The following is a 24,453-nucleotide window of genomic DNA, read 5'->3' on the forward strand; positions in this document are numbered from 1 at the left end:
GCTTCTCTCGCGTTTACACCCTAAGTCAATCTTGCGCGCTTCGCGGCGCCGGCGCGGCGCGCTAGACTGGCGCGCATTCGCGGGAGGAAATCATGCGCAAGACCTGGCTCGGCTTCGCGGCGGCGGCGGCCGTTCTTGCCCTTGCGACACCCTCGTTCTCGATGGGCAGCGGTGGGAGCGGCGGCGCGACCGAGCCGGCCACGAGCGACTACGCGATCGCGGTGAAGCTCATCAAGCACGAGATGTACGCGCAGGCGATTCCGCATCTGCTGATCGCGCTGGCCGACAACCCGGACGACGCCGATACGCTGAACTATCTGGGCTACACCAAGCGCATGACGGGCGATTTTCCCGCCTCGCTCGGCTACTACAAGCGGGCGCTGGCCTTGAAGCCGGACCACAAGGGCGCGCACGAATATCTCGGCGAGCTGTATCTGCAGATGCACGATCCGGCGTCGGCGCAGAAGGAACTCGACACGCTGGCGAGCCTGTGCCCGGACGGCTGCGAGGAACGCGACACGCTGACCAAGGCGATCGCGGCCTATGGCGCGGGCGCGCCGGCGCCGAAGGGCTGGTAGCTACGCCGCCTTCTTCTTCTGCTGCAGCACGCGCCATACCCGCTCGGGGGTCGCGGGCATGTCGATGTGGACCACGCCGAGCGCGTCGGCGATGGCGCTCATCACCGCGGGCAGCGCGCCCACCGTGCCGGCCTCGCCGCAACCCTTGGCGCCCAAGGGGTTGGTGACGCAGGGGATCTCTTCGTATTTGAAGTCGATGTCCGGCATGTCGGAGGCGCGCGGCATGGCGTAGTCGGTGAAGCTCGCGGTCAGGAGCTGGCCCGAACTCTCGTCATAGACGATGTTCTCCAGCAGCGCCTGGCCGAGGCCCTGGACGACGCCGCCATGGACCTGGCCCGCCACCAGCATCGGATTGATGATGCGGCCGAAATCGTCGAGCACATGGTAGCTCGCGACCTGGGTGTGGCCGGTGTCGGGATCGATCTCGACCTCGCAGACATGGCAGCCGTTCGGGAAGGTCGGCGCCTGACCCTGGAAGAGGCCGTCGCTGTCGAGGCCGTTCTCAAAGCCGGGAAGTTTCTCGCGCTTGAGCGTGACGGCGAGCTCGCCGACGCTGATGCTCTGGCCGGTGCCCGCCACCGCGAAGGTGCCGACGCCCTCGACCACCGCAAAGCCGACCTCCTTGCCGCCGGCCTGGAGCACCTGCCCCGCCGCGACCTTGCCTTTCTTGATCACCTCGTCCGACGAGACCAGAAGCGCGCCGCCCGACATGTTGAGCGAACGCGAGCCGCCGGTGCCACCGCCGTTCACCCAGGTCGTGTCGCCCTGCTTGACGGTGATGGATTCGAACGGCACGCCGAGCTTCTCGGCGACGAGCTGGGCGAAGGAGGTCTCGTGGCCCTGCCCGTTCGATTGCGTGCCGCAATAGAGCTCGACGCCGCCATTCTCTGTGAACTTGATCGCAGCCGGCTCCTGGCCGGCGGCGCCGGTGATCTCGACGTAATAGGCGAAGCCGAATCCGCGCAGCCTGCCGCGCTTCGCCGATTCCGCCTTGCGAGCGGGAAAGCCCTGCTGGTCGGCGCGCTTGAGGCCCTCGGCGAGGAGGCGCGGATAGTCGCCGGAATCGTATTTGATGCCCCAGGGATTGGCGTAGGGCAGTTCGTCCGGGGACGGAAGATTGCGCTTGCGGATCTCCACCGCGTCGATGCCGGTCTGGGCTGCGGCGGCGTCCATCAGCCGCTCCATAAGGTAGGCGGCCTCGGGGCGGCCGGCGCCGCGATAGGCGTCGACCGGCGCGGAGTTCGAGAAATAGCCCTTCACGTTCGTCCAGGCCCTGGGCACGCGGTAGACGCCGCCGAAGATGCGGCTGCCGGCGAGCGTGGGGATGAACGGCGCGTAGACGGAGAGATAGCCGCCCATGTTCGCGGTGCCGGTGAAGCGGAGCGCGAGGATCTTGCCGTCCTTGTCGAGCGCGAGTTCGCCGGTGGTGATCATGTCGCGGCCGTGGTCGTCGGCGAGGAAGCTTTCGGTGCGCTCGGCGCTCCAGCGCACCGGGCGGCCGGTCTTGCGGGCGCCGATCAGGACGGCGGGCTGTTCGGGATAGAGAAAGCCCTTCATGCCGAAGCCGCCGCCGACGTCCTTGGTGATGACGCGCAGCTTGTCGACCGGCACGCCGAGGATGCGGGTCGCCAGCGCGCCGCGGATGTTCGCCGCGCCCTGCGAGGTGACGTAGAGCGTATAGGCGTCGGCCGCCGCGTCGTAGAGGCCGATCGCGTTGCGGGTTTCCATCGGCATGGCGCTGACGCGGTTCTGCACGACCTTGAGCGAGACGGTGTGGGCGGCGGATGCGAAGGCGGCGGCGGTGCCGGCCTCGTCGCCATCGGCCCAGTCGAAGCTTTCATTGCCGGGCGCGCTTTCCCATATCTGCGGGCCGGTGGGCGCCGCGGTCAGCGTGCCGGCGGCGTCGAGCGCCTCGTATTCGACGGCGATGAGTTCGGCGGCATCCTTGGCCTGGGCATAGGTCTCGGCGATCACCATGGCGACGGCCTCGCCGATGAAGGTGACGCGGTCGCCGGCGAGCACCGCCTTGGGCGAGGTGCGGGTCGAGGAGCCGTCGCGGTTCTTGACCGGCGCCATCAGCGGCATCGGATTGACGCCGTAGGTCGCCAGATCGGCATGGGTCAGCACATCGACCACGCCGGGCGCCTCCTTGGCGGCGGAGACATCGACCGAAAGGATCTTGGCGTGGCCGTGCGGGCTGCGATGGAAGCAGGCATGGGTCTCGTCGGTGAACCGCAGGTCGTCCGTGTACTGACCTTGACCGGTGACAAAGCGGATGTCTTCCGTGCGCTTGACCGACTGACCGACGCCGAATTTCATGGATGTGTCCTAGGTTTCTCGATTTTCCATTCCGCTGTCATGGCCCGCGAATGCGGGCCACCCAGGTGACGCGAGCCCAGGGGGACTCAGATTGTGCTCAACCCAACTGGGTGGCCCGCATTCGCGGGCCATGACAAGTTGGGATTACGGCGCGCAGGCCGCGCGACACTCAATTCTTATAGCTCGGGTCCGTGCGATCGCATTTGCGGCGCAGCGCCGGCCAGGCAAGCGCGCCGACCAGGCCGTTGAACGCCATCGCGCCCTGCCCCGCCGTCTTCTCCGGCACGCCCTGGTTCGGCCAGTTCGGCGTCGCGCCGCCGCCGAGCGCGCGCACTTGCATCGAACAGGCGCGCTCCAGGTAATACATGCGCAGGAAGGCGTCGGCGCAGTTCTTGCCCAGCGCCAGCGTGCCGTGATTGCGCAGCAGCATCGCGTTCTTCTCGCCGATGTCGGCGACGAGGCGGTCGCGCTCGTCGAGATCGAGCGCGATGCCCTCATAGTCGTGATAGGCCAGATCGCCGGTGACCATCATGGCGTGTTGGTCGAGCGGCAACAGGCCGTCCTTCTGCGCCGACACCGCCACGCCATCGGTGGTGTGCAGGTGGATGACGCAGCCCGCGTCCTCGCGGTGCATGTGCAGGGCGGAATGGATGGTGAAGCCGGCCGCGTTCACCGGGAACGGCGAGTCCATCACCTTGTTGCCGTCGACGCCGATCTTCACGAGGCTGGAGGCGGTGATCTCCTCGAACAGCAGGCCATAGGGGTTGATGAGGAAGTGGTGCTCGGGACCGGGCACGCGGGCGGAGATGTGGGTGAAGATCATATCGTCCCAGCCATGCATCGCGACCAGGCGGTAGGTGGCGGCAAGATCCTCGCGGATCGCCCATTCCTCGGCGGAGACCTTGTCCCGGACGGAGGCGACATCGTCGGTGGTGGGCATCTTGCGGGCGGCGCTGCTCATGGGGCTCTCCGGCGAATGACGAAGCGCAATTTTGGACCTCGGGGGCGCGGCAGTCAAACGGCGGAAGTTGCAATAAAACACGGTGTCATGCCCCGCGAATGCGGGGCACCCAGCTGAGATTTCCAGCGGCGGAGCAGGATTTCACCTGGGTCCGCCGCATTCGCGGCGGATGACAACGTTGTTTAAAGTGCCGTCGCGGCGTGTTTGTCAGACAAACCGCATCTCCACCACCGCCCAGGCGTAGGCGGCGACGCGCCAGGCGCCGTCTTCTTTCTGAAGGACAAGGGATTTGCCGCCCAGCTCGCGGAACGGTTTGCCGTGGAGCTTGCCGGTCCAGGTCACCGGCACGCAGAAATAGGCGCGCTCGCCATGGATGCTGAAATCCACCGCCGGCGCGAAGGTGAAGGCGAGATCGCTCAAGGCGTGAACGTGATGGATCATGGCGTCGCGCCAGGTCGCGACATCGCGGAAGACGTGGGGCGGGAAGTTCTCGATGATCGTCACGTCGCGGGCGAAGATGCCATCGAGGCCGCCGCCACCCGCGATGAAGCGCGCGATGCCGGTGGCCAGCGCCAGCATTTGCGCATCGGGTTCGCTCATCGCACGCGCTCCACGGCGGTCTGCCATCCTTCGTAAAGCGCGTTGCGGAGGGAAGGTTTCATGGCGGGCGTGAACCTGCGATCCAGTGCCCAGCGGGCGGCGATGTCCTTGGTGTCCTTGAACAGGCCAGCGGCAAGGCCGGCGAGATAGGCGGCGCCGAGCGCGGTGGTCTCGGTCACTTGCGGGCGGTCGACCGGCAGGCCGGTCAGGTCGGCGAGGCGCTGGCAGAACCAGTCGTTGCGCACCATGCCGCCATCGACCTTCAGTGCCCTCGGCGGCCGAAGGCCGCGGCTTTTCAAGTCGCGCGCCATCGCTTCGAGCAGGTCGCGGGTCTGGAAGCACACCGCGTCGAGCGCGGCGCGCGCGATCTCGGCGGCGCCGGTGTCCCGTGTCAGGCCGACAACGGCGCCGCGCGCCTCGGGGTCCCAATAGGGCGCGCCGAGGCCGGTGAAGGCGGGAACGAAATAGAGGCCATCAGCGTCCTTGGCGGTGCGGGCCAAGGCCTCGATCTCCTCGGCGCTGCGGATCAAGCCGAGCGCGTCGCGCAGCCACTGCACCACCGCGCCGGCGACGAAGATGCTGCCCTCGATGGCGTAGGCGGTCTTGCGGCCGATGCGATAGGCGCTGGTCGCCAGCAGGCGGTTCTTCGAGGCGGGGACTTTCGGGCCGGTGTTGACCAGCGCGAAGCAGCCCGTGCCATAGGTCGATTTCACGTCGCCGGGCGAGAAGCAGGCCTGGCCGAAAGCGGCGGCCTGCTGATCGCCGGCGACGCCGAGGATCGGGATCGACGCGCCGAGCAAGGATTCTTCGGCGCGCCCAAAATCGCCGGCGCTGTCGCGCACCTCCGCCAGCGCATTGCGCGGCACACCGAACAGCTTCATCAGCTCGGCGTCCCATTCGAGCGTCTTCAGATCGAGCAGCATGGTGCGCGAGGCGTTGGTCACGTCGGTCGCGTGGACGTTGCCACCGGTCAGCTTGTAGATCAGCCAGGAGTCGATGGTGCCGAGCGCGATCTCGCCGTCCTCGGCGCGGCGGCGCGAGCCGGGAATGCGGTCGAGCAGCCATTCCATCTTGGTCGCCGAGAAATAGGGATCGAGCAGAAGGCCGGTCTTGGCGGCGATGCGCGGTTCGAGCTTCCTTGCCTTCAGCGCGCGGCAGCGCTCGGCGGTGCGGCGGTCCTGCCAGACGATGGCGTTGTGCAGCGGCTTGGCCGTCCGGCGGTCCCACATGACCGTGGTCTCGCGCTGGTTGGTGATGCCGATGGCGGCGACGGAGGCGGCCGGCACGCCCTTGAGCGCGGCGCGCGAACAGGCGAGCGCCGCCCGCCAGATCTCCTCCGCGTCGTGCTCGACCCAGCCGTTGGCGGGATAATGCTGCTGAAGCTCGATGGCATGGCTGGCAAGCGGGCGGGCGGCGCTGTCGAACAGGATGGCGCGCGTCGAGGTCGTCCCCTGGTCGATCGCCAGGATATAGGGTTCGTCGGTCATGTCTGATTTCGGCACAGCTTGCGCGAGTCGATGCCGACTAGCTTAACACGCCGTTAACGCTCCTTTGCTACTGCTGTCGGACGGCAGAATTGCCGGGTGCAGAAGGCATTTCGGGGCAGGATGTGGGGCTTACCGCGCACGACATGAGCGACATGGGCCGCCTGGCCCAGCTCGCCGTCAATCCGCAGGGAACCAGCCGGGAGGAGATCTACCTCGCGGTGGCCTCGCTCTATCGCATCCAGGGCACCGGCCTGAACGAGCGCGAGCGCGCTCTTATGCACGAGATCCTGCGCCGGCTGACCCGCGACGTCGAGATGGCGATCCGCATCGCGCTGGCCGAGCGGCTGGCCGACGACACGACGGCGCCGCACGATCTCATCCTGCTTCTGGCCGACGACAAGATCGAGGTCGCGCGCCCGCTGCTGCTGCGCAGCCCGCTTTTGACCGACACCGATGTCCTGCGCCTGCTCGCCGCGGCGAGCGAGGCGCATTACGAGGCGGTCGCCAACCGCGCCCATATCGGCGAGCCGGTGACCGAACTGCTCGCCAAGAGCGAGGCCGAGACGGTGCTCGTGGCGCTGGTGCGCAACGCGACGGCGAAGATCTCGTCGCTCGCCTTCGAGACGCTGGTCGAGAAGTCGCGCCGGCTGGAGAGCCTGCAGGAACCGCTGACCCATCGTCCCGATCTGCCGCCGGTGCTGGCGACGCGGATGTGCGAATGGGTCGCCGACGCGCTGAAGAACTACATCGTCGCGAACTACAAGATCGCGCCCGAGCGGCTGACGACGGCGATGGCGCAGGCCGAGACCGTGGTCACGTCCGAGCCGGCGGCGCCGCGCACGCCGCCCGCCGAAAGCGCCCAGAAGCTGATCGACAAGCTCGCCGCGTCGGGCCAGTTGAAGGCCGGGTTCCTGCTGCGCGTGCTGCACCAAGGCCAGTCGGACCTATTCGATCTGGCGCTGGCCAAGATGGTCAACCTGCCGCTGGCCGAGCTGCGGCTCAAATTCTACGACGGCGGGCCGCGCGCGGTGGCGCTGGCCTGCCGCGGCGTCGGCATCGACCGCTGCGTCTTCAACACGGTGTTCAACCTGTCGCGCCAGGCGCGCAATATGCGCGCGGTGCTGACCCATGCCGACATGGGCGAGGTCGACCGGGTGTTTTCGACGGTGTCCAAGCCGGGCGCGCTCACGGAACTGAGCAGCTTGCGGCTCAACTAGAAGTTACATCGGCCGTTTCCCGCCGGCGGCCGGCGTGGTATTGTGGCGCGCGATGACGATCAAATCAGCCAAGCCGGACTCCGACCTTCCCGCCGAGGACGACGACGACATCCCGCGCCCGCCGACCGAACAGGAAGAGGCGGAGCTGGATGCCTGGATCGAGCGCAACAAGGACGCGCTCAATGCGAGCTTTCGAAAGGCCGACGCGGAGTACGCGCGGGGCCACTACTACACGCTCGAAGAAGTCCTTGCGCATCTCGAATCCGACAGACGAGCCCGCAAGGGCTGACATCCGAAGTGGCGTCGCCGAGGTTCATTCTTTCAGAGGACGCGGACGCTGACCTTCGCGGACTCGACCGCTATATCGCAGACCGCGATGGCGCGGGCCGCGCGAGATTCGTCGTCAGCCGTATCCTTCGGACCGTCGCAAATCTGGCCGCAATGCCGAGAATGGGAAGGCCGAAGCCTTATTTGGAACCCGGCGTTCTTTCCTTCTCCGTAAGGCCATGGATGATCTTCTACAGGATACTGCCCGAAGGCGACGGAATCCGCGTGATGCGCATCCTCGACGGGCGGCGCGATCTGCCGACCGTTTTTGTGAAGAACCCCTGACTTTCGCGCCACCGGCCGCGTGCTACACTAGCTCGATGATCGATCCGTTCGGCCGCACCATTTCCTACCTGCGCATCTCGGTGACGGACCGCTGCGATTTCCGCTGCGTCTATTGCATGTCGGAGCACATGACGTTCCTGCCCAAGGCCGAGGTGCTGAGCCTGGAGGAGATCGAGCGGCTGGCGCTCGCCTTCGTGCGCAAGGGCGTGCAGCGGCTGCGGATCACCGGCGGCGAGCCGCTGGTCCGGCGCGACGTCATGCGCCTGTTCGAGCGGCTGGGGCGCGAGATCGGCAAGTCGAACCTCAAAGAGATCACGCTGACGACCAATGGCAGCCAGCTTGCGCGGTATGCCCGCGAGCTGAAGGCGGCGGGCGTGAGGCGGGTCAATGTCTCGCTCGACACGCGCGATCCGGACAAGTTCCGCGCCGTCACGCGCTGGGGGCATCTGGGGCCGGTGCTGGAGGGCATCGACGCGGCGGACGCGGCGGGCCTCAAGGTCAAGATCAACACCGTCGCGCTGAAGGGCGTCAACGAGGACGAGATCGAGGACATGGTGCGCTGGGCGCATGGCCGCGGCTTCGACCTGACGCTCATCGAAACCATGCCGCTGGGCGAGATCGACGGCGACCGCGTCGGCCAGTACCTGCCGCTGTCGCTGGTGCGGGCAAGGCTCGCCAAGAACCTGACATTCGCCGAGACCGACTACCGCACCGGCGGGCCGGCGCGCTATGCGCGGGTGATCGAGACCGGCGGGCGGCTCGGCTTCATCACCCCGCTGACGCATAATTTCTGCGAGAGCTGCAATCGCGTGCGGCTGACCTGCACCGGGCGGCTCTATATGTGCCTGGGCCAGGACGACAATGCCGATTTGCGCAAGGCGTTGCGGGCATCGCCGGACGACGCGCTGCTCGACGCGGCGATCGACGAAGCGATCGGGCGCAAGCCCAGGGGCCACGACTTCGTCATCGACCGGCGCCATACGGAACCGGCGCTTGCCCGTCACATGTCGACCACCGGCGGCTGAAGACATGGCCCCTTCCCTCCACTTCGTCGCCGCCACGGCGCCGGACGCGCAGGCGGCGCTGGAAATCCTGCGCGGGCGCTACACCGATGTGGGCGCGGAGAAGGCGGACATCGTGGTCGCGCTGGGCGGCGACGGGTTCATGCTGCAGACGCTGCACAATTTCATGCCCGCCAAGAAGCCGATCTATGGGATGAACCTCGGCTCGGTCGGGTTCCTGATGAACGAGTACCGCGAGGACGAGTTGGAGACGCGGCTGGCGGCGGCGGAGTCCGCCCTGCTCCACCCCTTGCGCATGCGCGCGACGGCGCCAAGCGGAACGATCGAGGCGCTCGCCTTCAACGAGGTGTCGCTGCTGCGCCAGACGCGGCAGGCCGCCAAGCTGCGCATCCTGGTCGACGACAAGGTGCGGATCGAGGAATTGATCTGCGACGGCATCCTGGTGTCCACCCCGGCGGGCAGCACCGCTTATAATCTTTCGGCGCATGGGCCGATCCTGCCGATCGACGCCGACCTCCTGACGCTGACCCCGATCAGCGCCTTCCGCCCGCGGCGCTGGCGTGGCGCCCTTTTGCCGCACCGGGCCCGTGTCCGCTTCGAGATCCTCGAAGCCCCCAAACGGCCGGTCAGCGCCGTGGCGGACGACCTGGAAGCCCGGGACGTGAGCGTCGTGGACGTGGCGGAGGACCGCTCGGTCGGCGTGACCATGCTGTTCGACGCCGGCCACAGCCTGGATGAACGAATCCTTGCCGAACAGTTCGTCGATTAACCGCGCCCTGTTTCACAAGACGTTAATGCGGCTGTCCTAGTTTGCGCCCCAAGGGGCGTGCGCCCGAGAACCGGTGTGCGGGAATGAGCGGCTATCGATTCGACAGATTGAAGGTCCTGGTTGTCGACGACAGCCAGCATATGCGCAAGCTCGTGGTCACGATCCTGCAGGCCTTCGGCGTCCTGCAGGTTTTCGAGGCGACGGACGGCGAGAGCGCCTGGAAATTGCTGCGCGAATGCAATCCCGACGTGGTCTTCATGGACTGGACGATGCCGGAGATGACGGGCATCGAGGTCGTCAAGATGGTGCGCACCTCCAGCCAGACGCCCAACCCCTTCGTGCCGATCATCATGCTGACCGGCTATACCCAGCTCGACCATGTGCGCCAGGCGCGCGACGCCGGCGCCAACGAATTCCTGGCCAAGCCGGTTTCTGTGAAGGCCGTGATGTCGCGCCTGGTCGCGGTGATCGAGCATCCGAGGCCTTATGTCCGCACCAAGGCCTATTTCGGTCCCTGCCGCCGCCGGCGCGGCAAGGAGGAATATCGCGGGCCGGAACGCCGGGCCTCGGCTTACGAAACCGCCGATGCCGACTAGCGAAGGGTTTTAGGATCATGGCACGCGAGCTCCCCATCGAAATCTTCATGCCGCCGAACATCCTGAAGGCCAAGGTCGGCAGCGCCATCGGCGGCATCGACATGGCGGCGGTCAAGCGCGCCGAGGCCGCGATGGAGACCCTGCGCGTCGAGTTCAACGACTGGCTGTCGAGCGACGTGGTCAAGCTCGGCGAAAGCCGCGACCGCTATGCCAGCGCCCCCGGCGCCGCGGCGCGCGCGGGCCTGTTCCGCGCGGCGCACGACCTCAAGGGCCAGGCCGAGACGTTCGAGTTTCCGATGATCGCGCGCGTCGCCGGCTCGCTGACGCGGCTGATCGATTCGACCAAGCCGGCGACCGACCTGCCGCTCGGCCTGATCGACGCCCATGTCGCGGCGATCCGCGTGATCTTCCGCGACAAGATCAAGACGGCGACCGACAAGACGGCGCTGGCGCTGGCAGACGAGCTCGACGCGCGCGTGAGCGAGGCGATTGCTTAAACAACCTCTCCCACAAGCGGGAGAGGACAAATCCTACATCGCGTCTCTCATGTTCGCCGAGGTCTGCGTGTAACCCGCGTCGTCGCGGATTTTGAGGATCTGGCCTTCGGGGCCGTTCTCCACCCAGGGCGTCACGGCAAGCACCGTGTCCGCCCGCGCCGCGGCGATGGCGGCGGCGACCGTCTTCGCCTTGTCCAGCTTCATCAGGTTGAGCTTGGTCGGGAAGATCACGTTCCACTTCTTGCGGTCGCTGACCGCCTCGCCGGGCGTGATCCAGATCGAGTCCACGGACTCGCGGCCGTCGTGGCTGCCGATATGCCCGACCGGCGAGGAGGCGAGGAAGAAATGCGTGTCGAAGCGCTTGGGCATGTTGGTCGGCGTGATCCAATGCGCGAAGGGAACCAGAAGATCGAGCGCGAGGCGCATCTTTTCCTTCTCCAGCACCTTTGCCAGCACCGCTTCGCGCTTCTCGAGCAGATGGCGATAGGGCCGCAGCGCGTCCAGCCGCTGGGCGGAGACCAGATCGCCGGTGCGCGCGTCGCGGGCGAGCAGGATGCCGGATTCCTCGAAGGCTTCGCGGATCGCGCCCACGCCGAGCGCGCGCATCGGCGCCGTCCAGTCGCTCGCGCAATCGACATGCGCGTCGAGCGCCGCGTCGCCATCGCCCGTTTCGAGCTTGCCGCCGGGAAAGACGAGCGCGCCGGCGGAAAAATCGATCTGGTGATGGCGCTTGACCATGAACACTTCGAGGCCGGCCGCGCCGTCGCGCAGCAGAAGGATCGTGGCGGCCGGCACGGGAAGGACGGCGGGTTTGTGGGACATGATTCCTCGCTTCTTGTTTGACGCCAAGTCTAGCGAGCGATCGCGGCGGCCGCCAAGCTGAACGCCGAGGCGATGGCGAGCACGGCGTAATAGCCGCCGGTGCCGAGTGCCGTTACGGCGCCGCCGCTCAATAGCGGTCCGAAGATCGAACCCATGCCGAACAGAAGGATCAGTCCTGCCGCCGCGGCAACGCGATTCTGCGGCGCGACCGCGTCGTTGGTGTGCGCGGCGGAGATCGCATACATCGGAAAGATGATGCCGCCGGTGAGCAGCGAGGCGGCGTAGCGCGCCAGATCGCTCGCGCCGTCGGCCCACAGGCCGAACAGCGCGACGGCGATGCCGCCGGCCGACATCAGCGCGATGGTGGGGCGCCGGCCCATCGCGTCCGACAGCCAGCCCATCGGAAATTGCACGAGCGCGCCGCCGATCATCGCGGCCGCCATGAACAGGCTGACCTGCTTGAGGTCGAAGCCGCTTTTCTGCGCATAGACCGGACCGAAGGTGAAGACGATGGACCAGCTCACGCCGGCGATGACGGTGACCGTCGCGCCGAGCGGCGAAAGGCGGAAAAGATTTCCGATATGCAGCGGCTCGGGCGGCGCGCCCCTGGGCGCGGTGTGACGCGCGACGACGACAGGAATGGCGCCGGCGAGGAAGAGGACGGCGGCGAGCAGGAACGGCCAGGCGCTGCTCGGATCGCCCAGGCTGAGCAGGAGCTGCGCCGCCGTCAATCCGACCATCTGCACGACCATGTAGATGCTGAAGACGCGGCCGCGCTGCTCGTTGGCGACGCGGGCGTGGATCCAGCTCTCGGCGCCGACATAGAGGCTCGACAACGCGAAGCCGGAGGCGAGGCGCAGCACCGCCCAGGCGACCGGCGTCACGAGGAAGGCATGCGCCGCGATCGCGACCGCCGCGCCGATGGCGCCGACCCACATGGTGTTGACATGCCCTGCCCGTCCGATGACGGCGTGGCTGGTGAGCGGCGCGATGGAATAGCCGACGTAATAGCTCGCCATGACGATGCCGATCATCCAGGCGGGAAACGCCTCGATCCCCGCGCGCACGCTGAGCAGGCTGGTCTGCAGGCCGTTCGCGGTCTGGATGAAGAAGATGCAGACGATGACGGCAAAGACCGAGACAATGGCGGCGCGCATCGAGCCCCCTGCTACCGGCGCTGACTCTTTTACTTATTCCGGTGTCATGGCCCGCGAATGCGGGCCACCCAGGTGATCGAGAACACGAGTTGAGAAATTATGGCAAGAGGATTCCGCGAACCTGCCGGCGCCGTGCAGAACTCAACTGGGTGGCCCGCATGCGCGGGCCATGACAACTTTTTTCAGTTCACCGAGGCCAGCACGTCCATCACGCCGGGCGTCATCAGGAAGGGCGCCGGGGGCGGGCCGCCGGTGTCGCTGTCGCTGGTTTCGTTCGCGAAGAAGCCGTGCGACGGACGCCAGGAGGAAATGCTCGCGAGCAATGCGCTCTGGTCCGGCGCGGCGGGGCCGGCACTGTCGACCAGGGTCGCCGGCGCGGCCGACGGCGCGGATGACGCGAGCGCGGCGCTGGCGCCGGGCTGCTTGACGGCCCAGTTGTAGACCTCGCGCACCGTCTTGGGCGTGCCGTTGGAATGGTAGAAGACGTGACGGTTCGCATCCGCCGCCGCCGGGAAGGCGTGCGCGGCGCTGGCGCTGGGATGGCTGTCGCTCATCTTGATGAGGCGGCAGGCGGCGTCGGGTCCGAGGAAATGCGCGGCATAGAGCTCGCCGCCGCAGACGTCGCGGCCGAGCGACTGCTGCAGCGTGGCGCGGGTGGCCTGCGCCATCTCGCCTTCCATCAGCGAGGCGATCCCGGGGTCCTTGCGCAGGGCAAGGATTGCCGAGCGGTCGGCGGAATTGGCCACGCGGTAGCGGCCGTCGGTGCCCTGGCTGATCGTGTTGGCGTAGGAGCCGAGGCCGTATTTCGCGCCGTAATTCTTGACCATGCCGAGCCAGGTCTGGTCGACGAACTGGAACAGGCCGGTGGCCGACGAAGTGCTTGCCTTTGCTGAGGGTTTCAGGCTCGACTCGCGCATCGCGGTGTCGAGCAGATAGTTGAAATCGGCGCCCGTCGCGGCCGAGGCGCGTTGCAGCGCTCCCAGGATCTGGGTGCGGTCGGTCGCGGCATTTGCGGCTTCTGCCAGCATGGCAACGGGTTCTCCTGCGCTAGCAGGAGCAACGAGCGTGCCAGTCCGGTTAACGCGCGTTCACGAATTGCGCGATGAAAGCGGTGGCGTCGTCGTAGGGCACGGCGGCGCTGTGGCCCCAGACCGGGCCGGGCCAGGCCGGATCGCCGGGGCCGCGCGCGACGATGTGGACGTGCAATTGCGGCACCAGATTGCCGAGCGCGCCGATGTTGATCTTGGCGGCGCCGGTCAGGCGCTTGAGGGTTTGCGCGGCGGCGGAGATTTCCTCGGTCAGCGTGGCGCGGTCGGCGGGCGCAAGATCGAACAGCTCGACGGCATCGGGGCGGCGCGGCACCAGGATCAGCCAGCGATAGCGGGCATCGTTCATGAGAAGGACGCGAGAGAGCGGCCAATCGGCGACGAAGGCGGTGTCGGCGGCGAGGCGGGGATGGAGGGTGAACAACGCAATCCTCTTCACTCGGTTGTCATGGCCCGCGACTGCGGGCCATCCAGTTGAAGCTTGAACCACTCTCGATTTTTTGAGAGCCCGTGATCGGAGAGTATAGGCCGTCGTCACCTGGGTGGCCCGCATTCGCGGGCCATGACACCTTATTTTTGATGACGCCTTACGCCATCCCCAGCAGCGCGTGCGGCACGAGGCCCTGGCGCCAGGCGAGGTAGCCGACGTAACCGACATAGGCCAGCAGCAGCAGCGCCGCCTTGGGGCGGGAGAGGCGCCAGTTTGCCGACAGCAGCGGCAGGAGAAGCACGGCGGCGCCCAGCACCACGAAAACATCGCTCGTCGCGAAGACCGGCGACACAGGCAGCGGATGGACGAGCGCGGCGATGCCGAGCACGCCCAAGAGATTGAACACGCTGGCGGTGATCAGATGTCCGATGGCGACCTGGGTATGGCCCCGCGCCGCCGCCGAAGCGGTGACGAGCAGGACAGGCACCGACGCGGCGAAGGCCACCAGCGTGAGCGCCATGGTCGACAGCGGCAGGTTCCACCGCGCCGCCAGTGACAAGGTGCCGCCCACCAGGAAATGCGCGCCGAGCAGAAGGCAGATCACGGCCACGATCAGGACGAACAGGCCGCCGCCGATCGAGGGATGCTCGCCGGTCATGTGCTTCTCGGCCTCGGCGCAGGCGACCGAGTGGTCCGGCGAACGGCGCCAGTCGCTCACCGCCGCGACGACGGCATAGAGGATGAACCCGCCGAGCAGCAGGACGCCCTCGCGCCGGCCGATCGTGCCGTGCAGCGCCAAGAGAACAAGCAGGCCGCTGGCGATCAGAAGCGCGCCGCCGTCGCGCAGGACGACTTTCGGCGCGCTCGGCATCGGCTGGATGAGGGCGCCCAGGCCCAGGATCAGCAGCAGGTTGATCAGCGTCGCGCCGATGACGGCGCCGAGGACGAGATCGGGGAACCGGGACGCCGCGCCCTGCATGGCGATGGCCAGCGTCGGCGAGGAGGTGCCGAGAGACAGGACGAACAATCCGATGATGACCGGCGAGATGCCCAGCGCCCGCTTCAGCATCACGCCGCCGCGGATCACGCCCTCGCCGCCCAGCGCCAGGAGGACGAAGCCCGCGCCGAAAATCCACCACGCCATCTGAAAATTCACCGGGACCTCACGCCTGTCCCGGTCCTTTCGGGAAGCGCCGCGGATCGAAGGCGGAAATGCCGGCCGCGTGTTCCAGAACAAGACGAGACATGTTCTGGGCGATGGCCGGTGCAAAGAGGATGCCGTTGCGGTACTGCCCGGTTGCGACGAACAGCCGGCGCAGCGCCGATGGGCCGAGGATCGGCAGACCGTCCGGCGAGCCGGGCCGAAGGCCGGCCCAACGCTCGATCACCTGCCACTTTGCGAGCGCGGGCATCAGGGCGATGGCGCGGCTGGACAACCAGAGGGTGGCCTCGTCGGTCACGCTGGTGTCGAAGCCGGCATCGGCGGTGGTGGCGCCGATCAGGAGGCGGTCCCGGCGCGGGACGAGATAGACCTCGCGGCCCCGCACGACATGGGTCGGCAGGCGCGCGCCCGGCGGCGGGGCGACGGCGACCATCTCGCCCTTGACCGGCCTGACCGGCGGCAGCGCCTCCGGCGGCAGGCCGCCGAGCCCGGCCGACCACACGCCGGCGGCGAGGACGAAGGCGTCGGCCTCGTAGCGGTGGAACGGGGTGTGGAGCGCGTGGACTTCGTCCTCGCGGACATCGAAGCGGACGGCCGGTTCGTTGACGCTGAGCGTCCCGCCGGCACGCAGGAAGGCCCGCGCCAGCGCCTGGCCGAGCAGCCGGCTATCGACCTGGGCCTCGCCCGGCGCCCAGACGGAGCCGGCGATGTCGGGCGACAACATCGGCTCTTTCGCGCGCGTTTCGTCGGCCGTCAGGTAGCCGACACCGGGACGCGCCGCGAGCGCGGCGGCTTCGGATTGGTCGCGCGCGACCAGCAAAGCGCCGTTGCGGCGATAGTCGATCTCGAGGCCGGAAGCGGTCTCCACTTCGGTGGCAAAGCCTGGCCACAAGCCACTGGCCTGGCGTGCGAAATCGGCTTCGGGATCGTCGCCGTCGGCACGCTCGCCGGCGATCGCGATCATGCCGGCCGAGGCCCAGGTCGCGCCGAGCGCGGGCTGGGTGCGTTCGAGGATGGTCACCTCCGCGCCGGCCTGCAGCAGCCGCCAGCCGATGCCCAGTCCGGCGACGCCGGCGCCGATGATGACGATCTTCATGGCTGACCCGCCGCGATGGTTGCCACCCGGCTCCCCGCCGCGACAAAGCACAGCGTTCCAACCAGATAGGCGATGATGCTGAACCGGTCCGGCAGGAGACAGGCGAGCGCGAAGGCGAGGAAGAGTTCGGTCTTGCCGATGAGCGACGGCGCCCAGGGCGTTACCGCGAATGTGCCGGCCAGGGTGGCGGTCCGCGCCACCAGGCCCAGCATCAGGAACATCGCGGCCAGCGCGCGGTCGGGCTCGGCCAAAGCGAAGGCGAAGGCGATGCCGGCGGCGGCGATGACGGAGAGGACGAGATCGAGATAGGCGCCGAACGGCGTGGCACCCTCGCGGCGCGCGACCGGGCCGTCGAGCAGTTCGAACGCGCCGGCCAGGACGAGGAGGACCAGGCCCGCCAGATAGGTCCGGTGGCCGATGTCGAGCATCGCGACGGCGCTGCAGAGGAAGGCCGACACCGTCAGCGTCCAGCCGCGAATCTTGCGCGCCTGCAACCAGGCCGCGACCGGCGCAAGCGGGCCATCGAGGTGGCGGCGAAGGAAGCTGTCGAGCATGGCAACGGCTTATTGGGTCGGGGCCGAAGGGTCAAACCGCAAAACATTGTCGGTTGTACGGCGTAAGGAGGATCACGTTCGGCCGGTGGGAGATTTTTTCCTCGCTGTCATCCGCCGCGAATGCGGCGGACCCAGTTGACGCATGCACCGCCGGAGCAGGCGTCAACTGGGTGGCCCGCATTCGCGGGCCATGACATTGTGATTTTGTGCCCGACGAACTTTCGGTTTGCGAACCCCGAAAAGTCTGTAACGGCGCGGTTCGCATCGTATAGTCGGCGGCGAAATGCGGAGTGGCAGGCATGGATGCGACCCTGTTCGATAGCGGACGCTATCACCGGCGCGGTTTCGAGAAACATGGCGGTTCGCGCCATGCCTCCCCCGCGGAACGCGCGCATCCATGAGATTCGCGACAGGGATAGCGGGAGCGTTGGCGGTCATGGCAGTTGGAATGGTTGCGAATACCGCGTACGGCGAGATCGGACGCGGCGACCGCTATTCGGGGGCGCAATGGGCGACGCGCTCGCCGGTGCTCGGCCAGCACGGCATGGCGGCGACGGCGATTCCGGCGGCGAGCCTGGTGGCGATCGACATCCTGAAGAAGGGCGGCACCGCGGTGGACGCCGCCATCGCCGCCAATGCGACGCTGGGGCTGATGGAGCCGGTGTCGAACGGGATCGGCGGCGATCTGTTCGCCATCGTGTGGGACCCCAAGACCAAGAAGCTCTACGGCTATAACGGCTCGGGCCGGGCGGCCAAGGAGCGCGATCTGGGTGCGATGATCGCCAAGGTCAAGGCGGTCGATGCCAGGCTGGGCGTGCCCTATGACGCGCATATCCCCAAATACGGCTCGCTGGCGGTCACCGTGCCGGGCGCGGTCGACGGCTGGGGCGCGCTGCATGCGCGGTTCGGCAAGCTGAGCCTGGCCGAGGATCTGGCGCCGGCCATCGCCTATGCCAAGAACGGGTTTCCGGTGACGCAGCTCGTGTCGCTCTATTGGCGCGGCAACATGAAGGCCTTCGCGAAGGCCGGCCCGATGCTGGAGGAGTTCGACAATGCGCGGGCGACCTATCTGATCGACGGCAAGGCGCCGGTCGAGGGACAGATATTCCGCAACCCCGACCTCGCCCACACGCTGGAGCTGATCGCCAAGGGCGGGCGCGACGCCTATTACAAGGGCGAGATCGCGCACCGGATCGATGCCTATTTCAAGCGCATCGGCGGCGATTTGCGCTACGAGGATTTCGCCTCGCACCACGGCGAATGGGTCGAGCCGCTGGGCGTGAACTATCGCGGCTATGACGTCTACGAGCTGCCGCCCAACAGCCAGGGCGCGGCGGTCTTGCAGATGCTGCAGATATTGAAGGGCTTCGACCTGAAGACGATGGGCGCGGGATCGGCCGACGCGGTGACCGCGATGCTGGAAGCCAAGCGGCTGACTTACGAAGACCTGGCCAAATGGTACGCCGATCCGGCCTTCGCCCATGTGCCGATGAAGGAATTGCTGTCGGACCGCTATGCCGATGCGCGGCGCAAACTGATCGACATCGCGCGCGCGAGCACGAATGTCGGGCCAGGCGATCCGCGCCTGGAACAGGGCGACACGACCTATTTCACCACCGCCGACAAGGACGGGATGATGGTCTCGCTCATCCAGTCGAACTATCGCGGCATGGGATCGGGGCTGGTGGCCGACCATATGGGCTTCGTGTTCCACGACCGCGGCGAGCTGTTCTCGCTCGATCCCAAGGCGGCGAACGTCTATGCGCCGGGCAAGCGGCCGTTCCAGACCATCATCCCCGGCTTCGTGACGAAGGACGGCGCGCCGTTCCTGGCGTTCGGCCTGATGGGCGGCGACATGCAGCCGCAAGGCCATGTCCAGGTGCTGACCGACATCATCGATTTCGGCATGAACGTGCAGGAGGCGGGCGACGCGGCGCGCTGGTACCACACCGGCGGCAGCGAAGTGACGGGCGAGAAGCCGAGCGGCAATGTCGTGGAGCTGGAGAGCGGCTTCGATCCAGCGGTGAAGGCGGAGCTGGCGGCGCGCGGCTATACGATCAAGCCCGGCACGGGCGCGTTCGGCGGCTATCAGGCGATCCTGTTCGACGCGAAGAACCACGTCTATTGGGGCGGCAGCGAGATGCGCAAGGACGGACAGGCGATCGGGTATTAAAGGAGTTCGGCGTCCTCACCCGCCGCTTTGAGCATTGCTACGGCCCGCTTGTCGAACGAAACAAACGTCTCGCCGCCAAGCGTTCTGCCTTCAAGAGCGATAGCGCCATCGGCAAAGTCTCCGCCATTGGACAGGGCGTGAAGCCCAAGCCTGACCGCTCTTCGATCAACCGCCACATTGTCGCCATTCGTCAGTTTCTCGATCGCATTGGCGATTTCCGACTGACGGAATCGGTAAACTTTGGTCAGCACCCAAACCAACTCGCAGAGCGCGTATGTTCCGATCGCAACCAATTCGGCGCTGCGGAGGAGATCTTGGGCTACCTTGCTTTGTCGCGGTTCGTCCTCGGTGATGGCGCGTGCGAGAACGTTCGTGTCGACCGATACCTTCAACGCTTGCCGGCCCAGCCTTCGGCAATGGCCTCGTTCATTTCCTCGATCGTTACCGGCCTCTGGCCCGGTCTCTTAAGCATGCCGAAAACATCTGAAATCTTGCCTTTCGGCCTCGGCCGCATGAGGTAGCTGCCGTCCGGCAGCTTTTCCAAAAGAATGTCGTCGCCCGGCGCGACGCCGAGATCGCGGAGCACCTCTTTGCGCAGAGTCACTTGCCCTTTCGCGGTTACTTTGAGAGTCGCAGTTGCCATAATCAAAAGTAAGGCACTCCTGCCTTACCGTCAAGCCAGGTTCAATGCGGACGGCCCCGCGCGTCGGTGACTGCGAAGCTCGCGGCGAGCGCGGGAGCATTCTGGAATTCGAGCGTGACGGCCGCGGCGCGGGCCTTCGTCAGGGACGCTGCCGGATCCATGCACATCAGGTGATAGCCGCCGGGCGCGAAACTGATCTTGCCATGCGCCGGCACCACGAGCGTGGCGACGTCGTCCATGCTGGCCATGCCGCCTTGGGTGGAGCTCTTGTGCAGCATCAGCATGCCGCAGGCGGTGGATTGCGCGCCGGTGAGCGTCACGGGCGTGGCGGACGCGTTGGCGAGATCGAAATAGCCGGCGGCGGGAACGGAAAGCGAAATCACCCGCAGCGTTGCGTGGCTGACCGTCAGATCGGCGGCGGCGGCCGGCGCGGCCAGAACCATCGCGGCAGCGGCAACTCTAAGCAACATGTTGCGCACGTTCGGCCTCCTCTTCGTTCAAACGCATGGTGACCAAGACGACGATCATCGCCGCGAAGCTGGTCAGCGTACCGGGCAGCCAGATGATGAGGCCGCCATAGTGCTGGTCGTTCAGCGCCGTCATCGGCAGGATGCGGCCGCAGATCTCGTAGACAGGATAGTAGTCGCTGGTCGACAGCGACAGGATCGCGCCCAGCACCATCTGCGGCAGTTCGATGATCAGGATCATCGCGCCGCGCATGAGGTGGCTGAGCCGCGCCGGCGGCTTGGGGCGGGGATCGAGCACCAGCGACCAGAACATCACGCCGTTGATCGCCATCGTCCAGTTCATGAGCGCGTAGAGATTCGCGTCCAGCATCACGCGGGTGTGGATCGCCGGCAGGAGCCAGAAATAGAGAAGCCCGACGAACAGGAAAGGCGCGACGGCGGGATGCTGGAGGATGTTCGTCGTACTGCGCACGGGCGCGGAGTCGAGGATCGCAAGCAGCGCTCGCGGCATGCCGGCGCGCAACACGGGGCCGGCGGCGCCCAGCGCGATCAGGAAGGCGCCGGCGTGATGCAGCACGAAATGCGCCGCGCGGTGCACGAAGAACATGTGCTGCGCCCAGTAGTCGATATGGGTCTGCAGCACGATGTAGAAGGACAGGACGCCGGCGACGAAGCTGGCGGCGCGCCAGAGCGCGGGACGCTCGGCCGGCGCGACGCGGCTCCAGCCGCGCCAGAACCAGACCAGGGTCAGAACCGTCGCGAGATAGACCGGCCAGGAGAACTCCCATGGCAGCCAGAGCGGCAACTGCGCGGGGAAGAAACGGCACAGCACGTCGAGCGCGGCGCCCACGACCAGCACGGCGCCGTAGAGGGGCCAGTCGGAATGGGTGCGAGGAAGGGCCGGCGCGGACATCGGGCCGTCTTATAAGTCCGGCGCGGGCCGGCTTGCGAGGCGTTTGGTCACAGCGGCGGTTCCTTCCCGGCCGCGCCGTGCTATCTCGCGGACATGAAGATCGCCCACCTTGCCGCCGCGTTCATGCTGGCGCTTCTGGCCGCCTGCGGACGGCAGGACGCGGCCTGGCACGGCACCGACGTGACGGGCGCCCTGCCCGCGCTCGACTTCGCGCTGACGCGCGCCAATGACGGGCGCGAGGTCCACGCCGCCGATTATCGCGGCAAGGTCGCGATCCTCTATTTCGGCTATACGCAATGCCCGGACATCTGCCCGACAACGCTGGCGAACCTTTCGGAAATGCTTGCCAAGCTCGGGGCCCGCGCCGGCGATGTGCGCGTGCTGTTCGTCACCGTCGATCCGAACCGCGACACGCTTTCGACGCTGAAGGGATATGTCCGCTCGTTCGCGCCGCAGGTCGACGGCCTGCGCGGGACGCCGGACGAACTGACGACGCTGGCGCGGCGCTATCGCGTGGCGTTCAGCGTGACGCCGGGGCCGCCCTATCAGGTGATGCATTCCAACGCGGTGTTCTTCTTCGACAAGACCGGCCGCGCGCGGCTGGTGTCGATGGATGTGAGCAAGGCGGAGGATGTGGCGGCGGATGTGGGGAAGTTGATGGAGTGACTACCTCTCCCGCTTGCGGGAGAGGTCGAACGGCGCGCAGCGACGTTCGGGTGAGGGGCCGCACGCGCCCCGTTCCCTCACCCGGCTCGCTTCGCTCGCCGACCTCTCCCGCAAGCGGGAGAGGTTAGATGTGCAGCGCCATCTTGTCGGCATCCAGCACCGCTTCGTGCAGCATCTCGGACAGCGTCGGGTGCGGGAAGATCGTGTCTTCCAACTCGGCGTCGGTCAGTTCGCCGGTCTTGGCCACCGTGTAGCTGTTGATCAGCTCGGTCACTTCCGCGCCGATCATGTGCGCGCCGAGCATCTCGCCGGTGTCGGCGTCGAACACCGTCTTGATGAAGCCCTCGGAGTCGCCCAGCGCGATGGCCTTGCCGTTGCCGATGAAGGGAAAGCGGCCGACCTTGATCTTGCGGCCCGTCGCCTTGGCCTTCGCCTCCGTCAGGCCGACGCTGGCGACCTGCGGCCAGCAATAGGTGCAGCCGGGCACGTTGGCGGTGTTGAGCGGATGGACGCCCGTCACGCCGGCGATGCGCTCGGCGACGATGACGCCTTCGTGCATCGCCTTGTGCGCCAGCCAGGGCGGCCCGACCAGATCGCCGATCGCCCACAGGCCCGCAACGCCGGTCGCGCCCCATTGATCGATCACCACATGGGTTTTCTCGACCTTCACGCCGGCCGCTTCCAGGCCGATATTCTCGACATTGCCGACGATGCCGACGGCGAGGATGACGCGCTCGGCGGCGATCGTCTCGGTCTTGCCGTCTTTCGCCTTCAGCGTGGCGGTGACGCTGTCCGCGCCCTTCTCCAGCTTCTCGACCGTGGTGCCGAGCTTCAGCTTCATGCCCTGTTTGGTGAAGGCCTTGGCGGCGAACGCCGAGATTTCCTCGTCCTCCACCGGCAGCACGCGGTCGAGCACTTCGACGACCGTCACCTCGGCGCCGAGGGTGCGGTAGAAGCTGGCGAATTCGATGCCGATGGCGCCGGAGCCCACGATCAGCAGCGATTTGGGGAAGCTCGGCGGCACCATCGCCTCACGATAAGTCCAGATGAGTTTTCCGTCGGGCTCCATGCCCGGGAAGGTGCGGGCGCGCGCGCCGGTGGCGAGCACGATGTTCTTCGCTTCGTAGTCGGCGGTCTTGCCGTCCTTCGTCACGGTCAGCTTGTTCTTGCCCGCGAGCTTGGCCTCGCCGGCGATCACGGTGATCTTGTTCTTCTTCATCAGGAAGGCGACGCCGTTGGACAATTGCTGCGCCACCTTGCGCGAGCGCTCCACGATCTTGGCGATGTCGAACTTCAGATTGTCGGCCGAGAAGCCGAACTCGTTCAGGCGGTGCATCAGGTGCCAGATCTCAGACGAGCGCAGCAGCGCCTTGGTCGGGATGCAGCCCCAGTTGAGGCAGATGCCGCCGAGCTTGTCGCGCTCGACGATGGCGACCTTGAGGCCCAGTTGCGCGGCGCGGATGGCGCAGACATAGCCACCCGGCCCGCTGCCCATCACGATGACGTCGAAGGTCTCAGCCAAGGGAATCTCCGAAAGCGCTCAGCGCCAGCACGCCAAGAAGCGCGGGCAGAAGGAAGAACACGCAATAGACGGCGGATATGGCGAGGAATTTGAGCGCCGTCTTGAACCAGCCCTGGGCATAGAACCGCTTCATGGCGAGAAAGATGTAGAGGGAAACCACGGCGAAAAACAGCCACGCCACGATATCGCCCGACAGGATCTGCGTCAGTCCTATGGCGACCATGACGGCGACGAATACGAAAGTGTGGATGCTGAACGAGAACACCAGGTGATCGACGAGGAAGTAGTCCTTGCGCCGGCGGATGTAGAACAGCGCCAGCAACAGGGCATAAAGCGGCAGGAGCAGGAAGAGCGCGCGCGGGATCCAGTCGGTGAGCGGACCGTTCAGCGCCGCGGGATCGGCGGCGATGCGCTCGAGAATGCCGTGCACCCTTGTCTGGAACCAGCTGACCTCCTTCCTGTCCTTATCGTCGACATCGATGAAAGGCGCGTCCTGCAGTTGCTTGCGCACGGCCGCCGACAGAGTGGAGTGGTAGCGGCCGATCGGCTCGAAGAAATGCGCCGAGCCCGAATACTCGTAGACGCCGCCCGGGCGCAGCGCCCGCTCCTTGGTGATGGGGAGCAGCGGCGTCTCGACCTTCTTGACGTCGGCATCCTCGCCGATGCTGACCTGATAGGCCGGATTGACGATGAAGGGCTTGCCGTTGACCCATTCGACCTTGGCCGGCTTGGCGACGACCTCGAGCTGCAGCAGGCCGATATGGGCGACGCTGAGCAGGACGAAGAACACCAGCGTGACGAAGAGATAGAGCCGGATCGCGGGCACATAGGGCTGGGTCTGGCCGCGGCGGAAGGCGGCGGGCAATTCGCCCGGCTGGAACAGGAGCGCGCGCGCGGTGCGCAGGATGCGGTTGTCGAAGTTCACCACGTCCTTGACGAAGGCGTAGAGCAGACCCATCACCGAACGGCGGCCGGTAACGGCGGCCTGGCCGCAGACCGCGCAATACGGCCCGATCAGGGGACTCTCGCAATTGACGCATTGCCGGGTCTTGGCGCCGCGCGCGGCCAAGGCGGACGCCGCGGCTTCGATGGCCGCCGCGGCACCGGTCTCGAGGATGGCTTCGACGTCCCCAGTCATGGCCGG

27 protein-coding genes are annotated in these 24,453 nt (G+C 66.9%); 10 read left to right on the forward strand and 17 right to left on the reverse strand.

The annotated features are described in order from the left end of the window. Positions 1-92: 92 nt before the first annotated feature. The gene (locus WDM86_18950) at positions 93-578 is read left to right on the forward strand and encodes a tetratricopeptide repeat protein (GenBank protein MEI9992102.1); all 486 of its coding nucleotides are present in this window, start codon (positions 93-95) and stop codon (positions 576-578) included. On the opposite strand, the gene WDM86_18955 is transcribed toward WDM86_18950, so the two are convergent. From WDM86_18955 to glpK, 4 genes are all read right to left on the reverse strand, one after another. After that, positions 579-2,897: a xanthine dehydrogenase family protein molybdopterin-binding subunit gene (locus WDM86_18955; GenBank protein ID MEI9992103.1), complete on the reverse strand. Its 2,319-nt coding sequence runs from the start codon at positions 2,895-2,897 to the stop codon at positions 579-581. A gap of 169 nt (positions 2,898-3,066) precedes the next feature. Continuing rightward, a complete protein-coding gene (locus WDM86_18960; GenBank protein ID MEI9992104.1) occupies positions 3,067-3,858 on the reverse strand; it encodes a class II aldolase/adducin family protein in 792 nt (263 codons plus the stop codon). 207 nt (positions 3,859-4,065) lie between these two features. Further along, positions 4,066-4,458 carry a hypothetical protein gene (locus tag WDM86_18965; GenBank protein ID MEI9992105.1) on the reverse strand — a complete coding sequence of 131 codons (393 nt, stop codon included), beginning with the start codon at positions 4,456-4,458 and terminating at the stop codon, positions 4,066-4,068. Next, positions 4,455-5,945: a glycerol kinase GlpK gene (gene glpK / locus WDM86_18970; protein MEI9992106.1), complete on the reverse strand. Its 1,491-nt coding sequence runs from the start codon at positions 5,943-5,945 to the stop codon at positions 4,455-4,457. Before glpK ends, WDM86_18965 begins: the two co-directional genes overlap by 4 nt. Before the next feature lie 143 nt (positions 5,946-6,088). Here glpK and WDM86_18975 point away from each other — a divergent pair, with 143 nt between their 5' ends. The 7 genes from WDM86_18975 (at position 6,089) to WDM86_19005 (ending at position 10,658) form a co-directional block, all read left to right on the forward strand. Then, positions 6,089-7,162, forward strand: a complete 1,074-nt coding sequence (locus WDM86_18975) for a DUF2336 domain-containing protein (GenBank protein MEI9992107.1) — start codon at positions 6,089-6,091, stop codon at positions 7,160-7,162. Between the two features lie 52 nt (positions 7,163-7,214). Continuing rightward, positions 7,215-7,451 carry a hypothetical protein gene (locus tag WDM86_18980; GenBank protein ID MEI9992108.1) on the forward strand — a complete coding sequence of 79 codons (237 nt, stop codon included), beginning with the start codon at positions 7,215-7,217 and terminating at the stop codon, positions 7,449-7,451. 8 nt (positions 7,452-7,459) lie between these two features. Continuing rightward, the gene (locus WDM86_18985; protein MEI9992109.1) at positions 7,460-7,774 is read left to right on the forward strand and encodes a type II toxin-antitoxin system RelE/ParE family toxin; all 315 of its coding nucleotides are present in this window, start codon (positions 7,460-7,462) and stop codon (positions 7,772-7,774) included. 35 nt (positions 7,775-7,809) lie between these two features. Beyond that, positions 7,810-8,799 carry a GTP 3',8-cyclase MoaA gene (gene moaA / locus WDM86_18990; protein MEI9992110.1) on the forward strand — a complete coding sequence of 330 codons (990 nt, stop codon included), beginning with the start codon at positions 7,810-7,812 and terminating at the stop codon, positions 8,797-8,799. A gap of 4 nt (positions 8,800-8,803) precedes the next feature. Continuing rightward, positions 8,804-9,565, forward strand: a complete 762-nt coding sequence (locus WDM86_18995) for an NAD kinase (GenBank protein MEI9992111.1) — start codon at positions 8,804-8,806, stop codon at positions 9,563-9,565. Between the two features lie 83 nt (positions 9,566-9,648). After that, the gene (locus WDM86_19000) at positions 9,649-10,161 is read left to right on the forward strand and encodes a response regulator (GenBank protein MEI9992112.1); all 513 of its coding nucleotides are present in this window, start codon (positions 9,649-9,651) and stop codon (positions 10,159-10,161) included. Between the two features lie 17 nt (positions 10,162-10,178). Beyond that, on the forward strand, positions 10,179-10,658 hold the full coding sequence (locus WDM86_19005; protein MEI9992113.1) for an Hpt domain-containing protein: 480 nt from the start codon (positions 10,179-10,181) through the stop codon (positions 10,656-10,658). Positions 10,659-10,691: 33 nt separating this feature from the next. Here WDM86_19005 and WDM86_19010 read toward each other — a convergent pair whose 3' ends face one another. The 7 genes from WDM86_19010 to WDM86_19040 form a co-directional block, all read right to left on the reverse strand. Beyond that, positions 10,692-11,480, reverse strand: a complete 789-nt coding sequence (locus tag WDM86_19010) for a hypothetical protein (protein ID MEI9992114.1) — start codon at positions 11,478-11,480, stop codon at positions 10,692-10,694. Positions 11,481-11,509: 29 nt separating this feature from the next. Then, a complete protein-coding gene (locus WDM86_19015; protein MEI9992115.1) occupies positions 11,510-12,637 on the reverse strand; it encodes an MFS transporter in 1,128 nt (375 codons plus the stop codon). A gap of 182 nt (positions 12,638-12,819) precedes the next feature. Beyond that, positions 12,820-13,665, reverse strand: coding sequence for a hypothetical protein (locus tag WDM86_19020; protein ID MEI9992116.1), 846 nt, complete (start codon positions 13,663-13,665; stop codon positions 12,820-12,822). A gap of 49 nt (positions 13,666-13,714) precedes the next feature. After that, the gene (locus WDM86_19025; protein MEI9992117.1) at positions 13,715-14,122 is read right to left on the reverse strand and encodes an HIT domain-containing protein; all 408 of its coding nucleotides are present in this window, start codon (positions 14,120-14,122) and stop codon (positions 13,715-13,717) included. Between the two features lie 148 nt (positions 14,123-14,270). Beyond that, positions 14,271-15,257 (reverse strand): sodium:calcium antiporter, encoded by a 987-nt coding sequence (locus WDM86_19030; GenBank protein ID MEI9992118.1) that lies wholly within the window; start codon positions 15,255-15,257, stop codon positions 14,271-14,273. A 19-nt stretch (positions 15,258-15,276) separates the two neighbouring features. Beyond that, positions 15,277-16,371, reverse strand: a complete 1,095-nt coding sequence (gene thiO, locus WDM86_19035; GenBank protein ID MEI9992119.1) for a glycine oxidase ThiO — start codon at positions 16,369-16,371, stop codon at positions 15,277-15,279. Next, a complete protein-coding gene (locus WDM86_19040) occupies positions 16,368-16,925 on the reverse strand; it encodes a CDP-alcohol phosphatidyltransferase family protein (GenBank protein MEI9992120.1) in 558 nt (185 codons plus the stop codon). The genes thiO and WDM86_19040 overlap by 4 nt, the downstream gene beginning before the upstream one ends. A gap of 436 nt (positions 16,926-17,361) precedes the next feature. Between WDM86_19040 and ggt the strand changes: the two genes are divergently transcribed. Next, the gene (gene ggt / locus WDM86_19045; protein MEI9992121.1) at positions 17,362-19,098 is read left to right on the forward strand and encodes a gamma-glutamyltransferase; all 1,737 of its coding nucleotides are present in this window, start codon (positions 17,362-17,364) and stop codon (positions 19,096-19,098) included. Here ggt and WDM86_19050 read toward each other — a convergent pair. The 4 genes from WDM86_19050 to WDM86_19065 form a co-directional block, all read right to left on the reverse strand. Beyond that, positions 19,095-19,490 (reverse strand): type II toxin-antitoxin system VapC family toxin, encoded by a 396-nt coding sequence (locus tag WDM86_19050; protein MEI9992122.1) that lies wholly within the window; start codon positions 19,488-19,490, stop codon positions 19,095-19,097. The genes ggt and WDM86_19050 overlap by 4 nt on opposite strands. Continuing rightward, positions 19,487-19,702, reverse strand: a complete 216-nt coding sequence (locus WDM86_19055; protein MEI9992123.1) for an AbrB/MazE/SpoVT family DNA-binding domain-containing protein — start codon at positions 19,700-19,702, stop codon at positions 19,487-19,489. Before WDM86_19055 ends, WDM86_19050 begins: the two co-directional genes overlap by 4 nt. An 80-nt stretch (positions 19,703-19,782) precedes the next feature. Continuing rightward, positions 19,783-20,211 carry a copper chaperone PCu(A)C gene (locus WDM86_19060; GenBank protein MEI9992124.1) on the reverse strand — a complete coding sequence of 143 codons (429 nt, stop codon included), beginning with the start codon at positions 20,209-20,211 and terminating at the stop codon, positions 19,783-19,785. Next, complete coding sequence (locus WDM86_19065) at positions 20,201-21,121, reverse strand: cytochrome c oxidase assembly protein (GenBank protein MEI9992125.1); 921 nt, start codon at positions 21,119-21,121, stop codon at positions 20,201-20,203. Before WDM86_19065 ends, WDM86_19060 begins: the two co-directional genes overlap by 11 nt. Positions 21,122-21,214: 93 nt before the next feature. Between WDM86_19065 and WDM86_19070 the strand changes: the two genes are divergently transcribed. After that, the gene (locus WDM86_19070; GenBank protein ID MEI9992126.1) at positions 21,215-21,787 is read left to right on the forward strand and encodes an SCO family protein; all 573 of its coding nucleotides are present in this window, start codon (positions 21,215-21,217) and stop codon (positions 21,785-21,787) included. A 124-nt stretch (positions 21,788-21,911) separates the two neighbouring features. On the opposite strand, the gene lpdA is transcribed toward WDM86_19070, so the two are convergent. Then, on the reverse strand, positions 21,912-23,309 hold the full coding sequence (lpdA, locus tag WDM86_19075) for a dihydrolipoyl dehydrogenase (GenBank protein ID MEI9992127.1): 1,398 nt from the start codon (positions 23,307-23,309) through the stop codon (positions 21,912-21,914). Then, on the reverse strand, positions 23,302-24,447 hold the full coding sequence (locus WDM86_19080; GenBank protein MEI9992128.1) for a DUF3667 domain-containing protein: 1,146 nt from the start codon (positions 24,445-24,447) through the stop codon (positions 23,302-23,304). Before WDM86_19080 ends, lpdA begins: the two co-directional genes overlap by 8 nt. Positions 24,448-24,453 lie beyond the last annotated feature (6 nt).

The sequence above is a fragment of the Rhizomicrobium sp. genome, assembly GCA_037200045.1.
GTDB lineage: Bacteria > Pseudomonadota > Alphaproteobacteria > Micropepsales > Micropepsaceae > Rhizomicrobium.

Coding starts and splice junctions, on each gene's coding strand:
- WDM86_18975 (MEI9992107.1), top strand. CDS start 6,089: ATGAGCGACATGGGCCGCCTGGCCCAGCTCGCCGTCAATCCGCAGGGA.
- WDM86_19060 (MEI9992124.1), bottom strand. CDS start 20,211: ATGTTGCTTAGAGTTGCCGCTGCCGCGATGGTTCTGGCCGCGCCGGCC.
- WDM86_18950 (MEI9992102.1), top strand. CDS start 93: ATGCGCAAGACCTGGCTCGGCTTCGCGGCGGCGGCGGCCGTTCTTGCC.
- WDM86_19020 (MEI9992116.1), bottom strand. CDS start 13,665: ATGCTGGCAGAAGCCGCAAATGCCGCGACCGACCGCACCCAGATCCTG.
- thiO (MEI9992119.1), bottom strand. CDS start 16,371: ATGAAGATCGTCATCATCGGCGCCGGCGTCGCCGGACTGGGCATCGGC.
- WDM86_18955 (MEI9992103.1), bottom strand. CDS start 2,897: ATGAAATTCGGCGTCGGTCAGTCGGTCAAGCGCACGGAAGACATCCGC.
- WDM86_18995 (MEI9992111.1), top strand. CDS start 8,804: ATGGCCCCTTCCCTCCACTTCGTCGCCGCCACGGCGCCGGACGCGCAG.
- WDM86_19030 (MEI9992118.1), bottom strand. CDS start 15,257: ATGGCGTGGTGGATTTTCGGCGCGGGCTTCGTCCTCCTGGCGCTGGGC.
- WDM86_19000 (MEI9992112.1), top strand. CDS start 9,649: ATGAGCGGCTATCGATTCGACAGATTGAAGGTCCTGGTTGTCGACGAC.
- WDM86_18965 (MEI9992105.1), bottom strand. CDS start 4,458: ATGAGCGAACCCGATGCGCAAATGCTGGCGCTGGCCACCGGCATCGCG.
- WDM86_18960 (MEI9992104.1), bottom strand. CDS start 3,858: ATGAGCAGCGCCGCCCGCAAGATGCCCACCACCGACGATGTCGCCTCC.
- WDM86_19040 (MEI9992120.1), bottom strand. CDS start 16,925: ATGCTCGACAGCTTCCTTCGCCGCCACCTCGATGGCCCGCTTGCGCCG.
- WDM86_19065 (MEI9992125.1), bottom strand. CDS start 21,121: ATGTCCGCGCCGGCCCTTCCTCGCACCCATTCCGACTGGCCCCTCTAC.
- WDM86_19070 (MEI9992126.1), top strand. CDS start 21,215: ATGAAGATCGCCCACCTTGCCGCCGCGTTCATGCTGGCGCTTCTGGCC.
- WDM86_18980 (MEI9992108.1), top strand. CDS start 7,215: ATGACGATCAAATCAGCCAAGCCGGACTCCGACCTTCCCGCCGAGGAC.
- WDM86_19010 (MEI9992114.1), bottom strand. CDS start 11,480: ATGTCCCACAAACCCGCCGTCCTTCCCGTGCCGGCCGCCACGATCCTT.
- WDM86_19015 (MEI9992115.1), bottom strand. CDS start 12,637: ATGCGCGCCGCCATTGTCTCGGTCTTTGCCGTCATCGTCTGCATCTTC.
- glpK (MEI9992106.1), bottom strand. CDS start 5,945: ATGACCGACGAACCCTATATCCTGGCGATCGACCAGGGGACGACCTCG.
- WDM86_19080 (MEI9992128.1), bottom strand. CDS start 24,447: ATGACTGGGGACGTCGAAGCCATCCTCGAGACCGGTGCCGCGGCGGCC.
- moaA (MEI9992110.1), top strand. CDS start 7,810: ATGATCGATCCGTTCGGCCGCACCATTTCCTACCTGCGCATCTCGGTG.
- ggt (MEI9992121.1), top strand. CDS start 17,362: ATGGCAGTTGGAATGGTTGCGAATACCGCGTACGGCGAGATCGGACGC.
- WDM86_19005 (MEI9992113.1), top strand. CDS start 10,179: ATGGCACGCGAGCTCCCCATCGAAATCTTCATGCCGCCGAACATCCTG.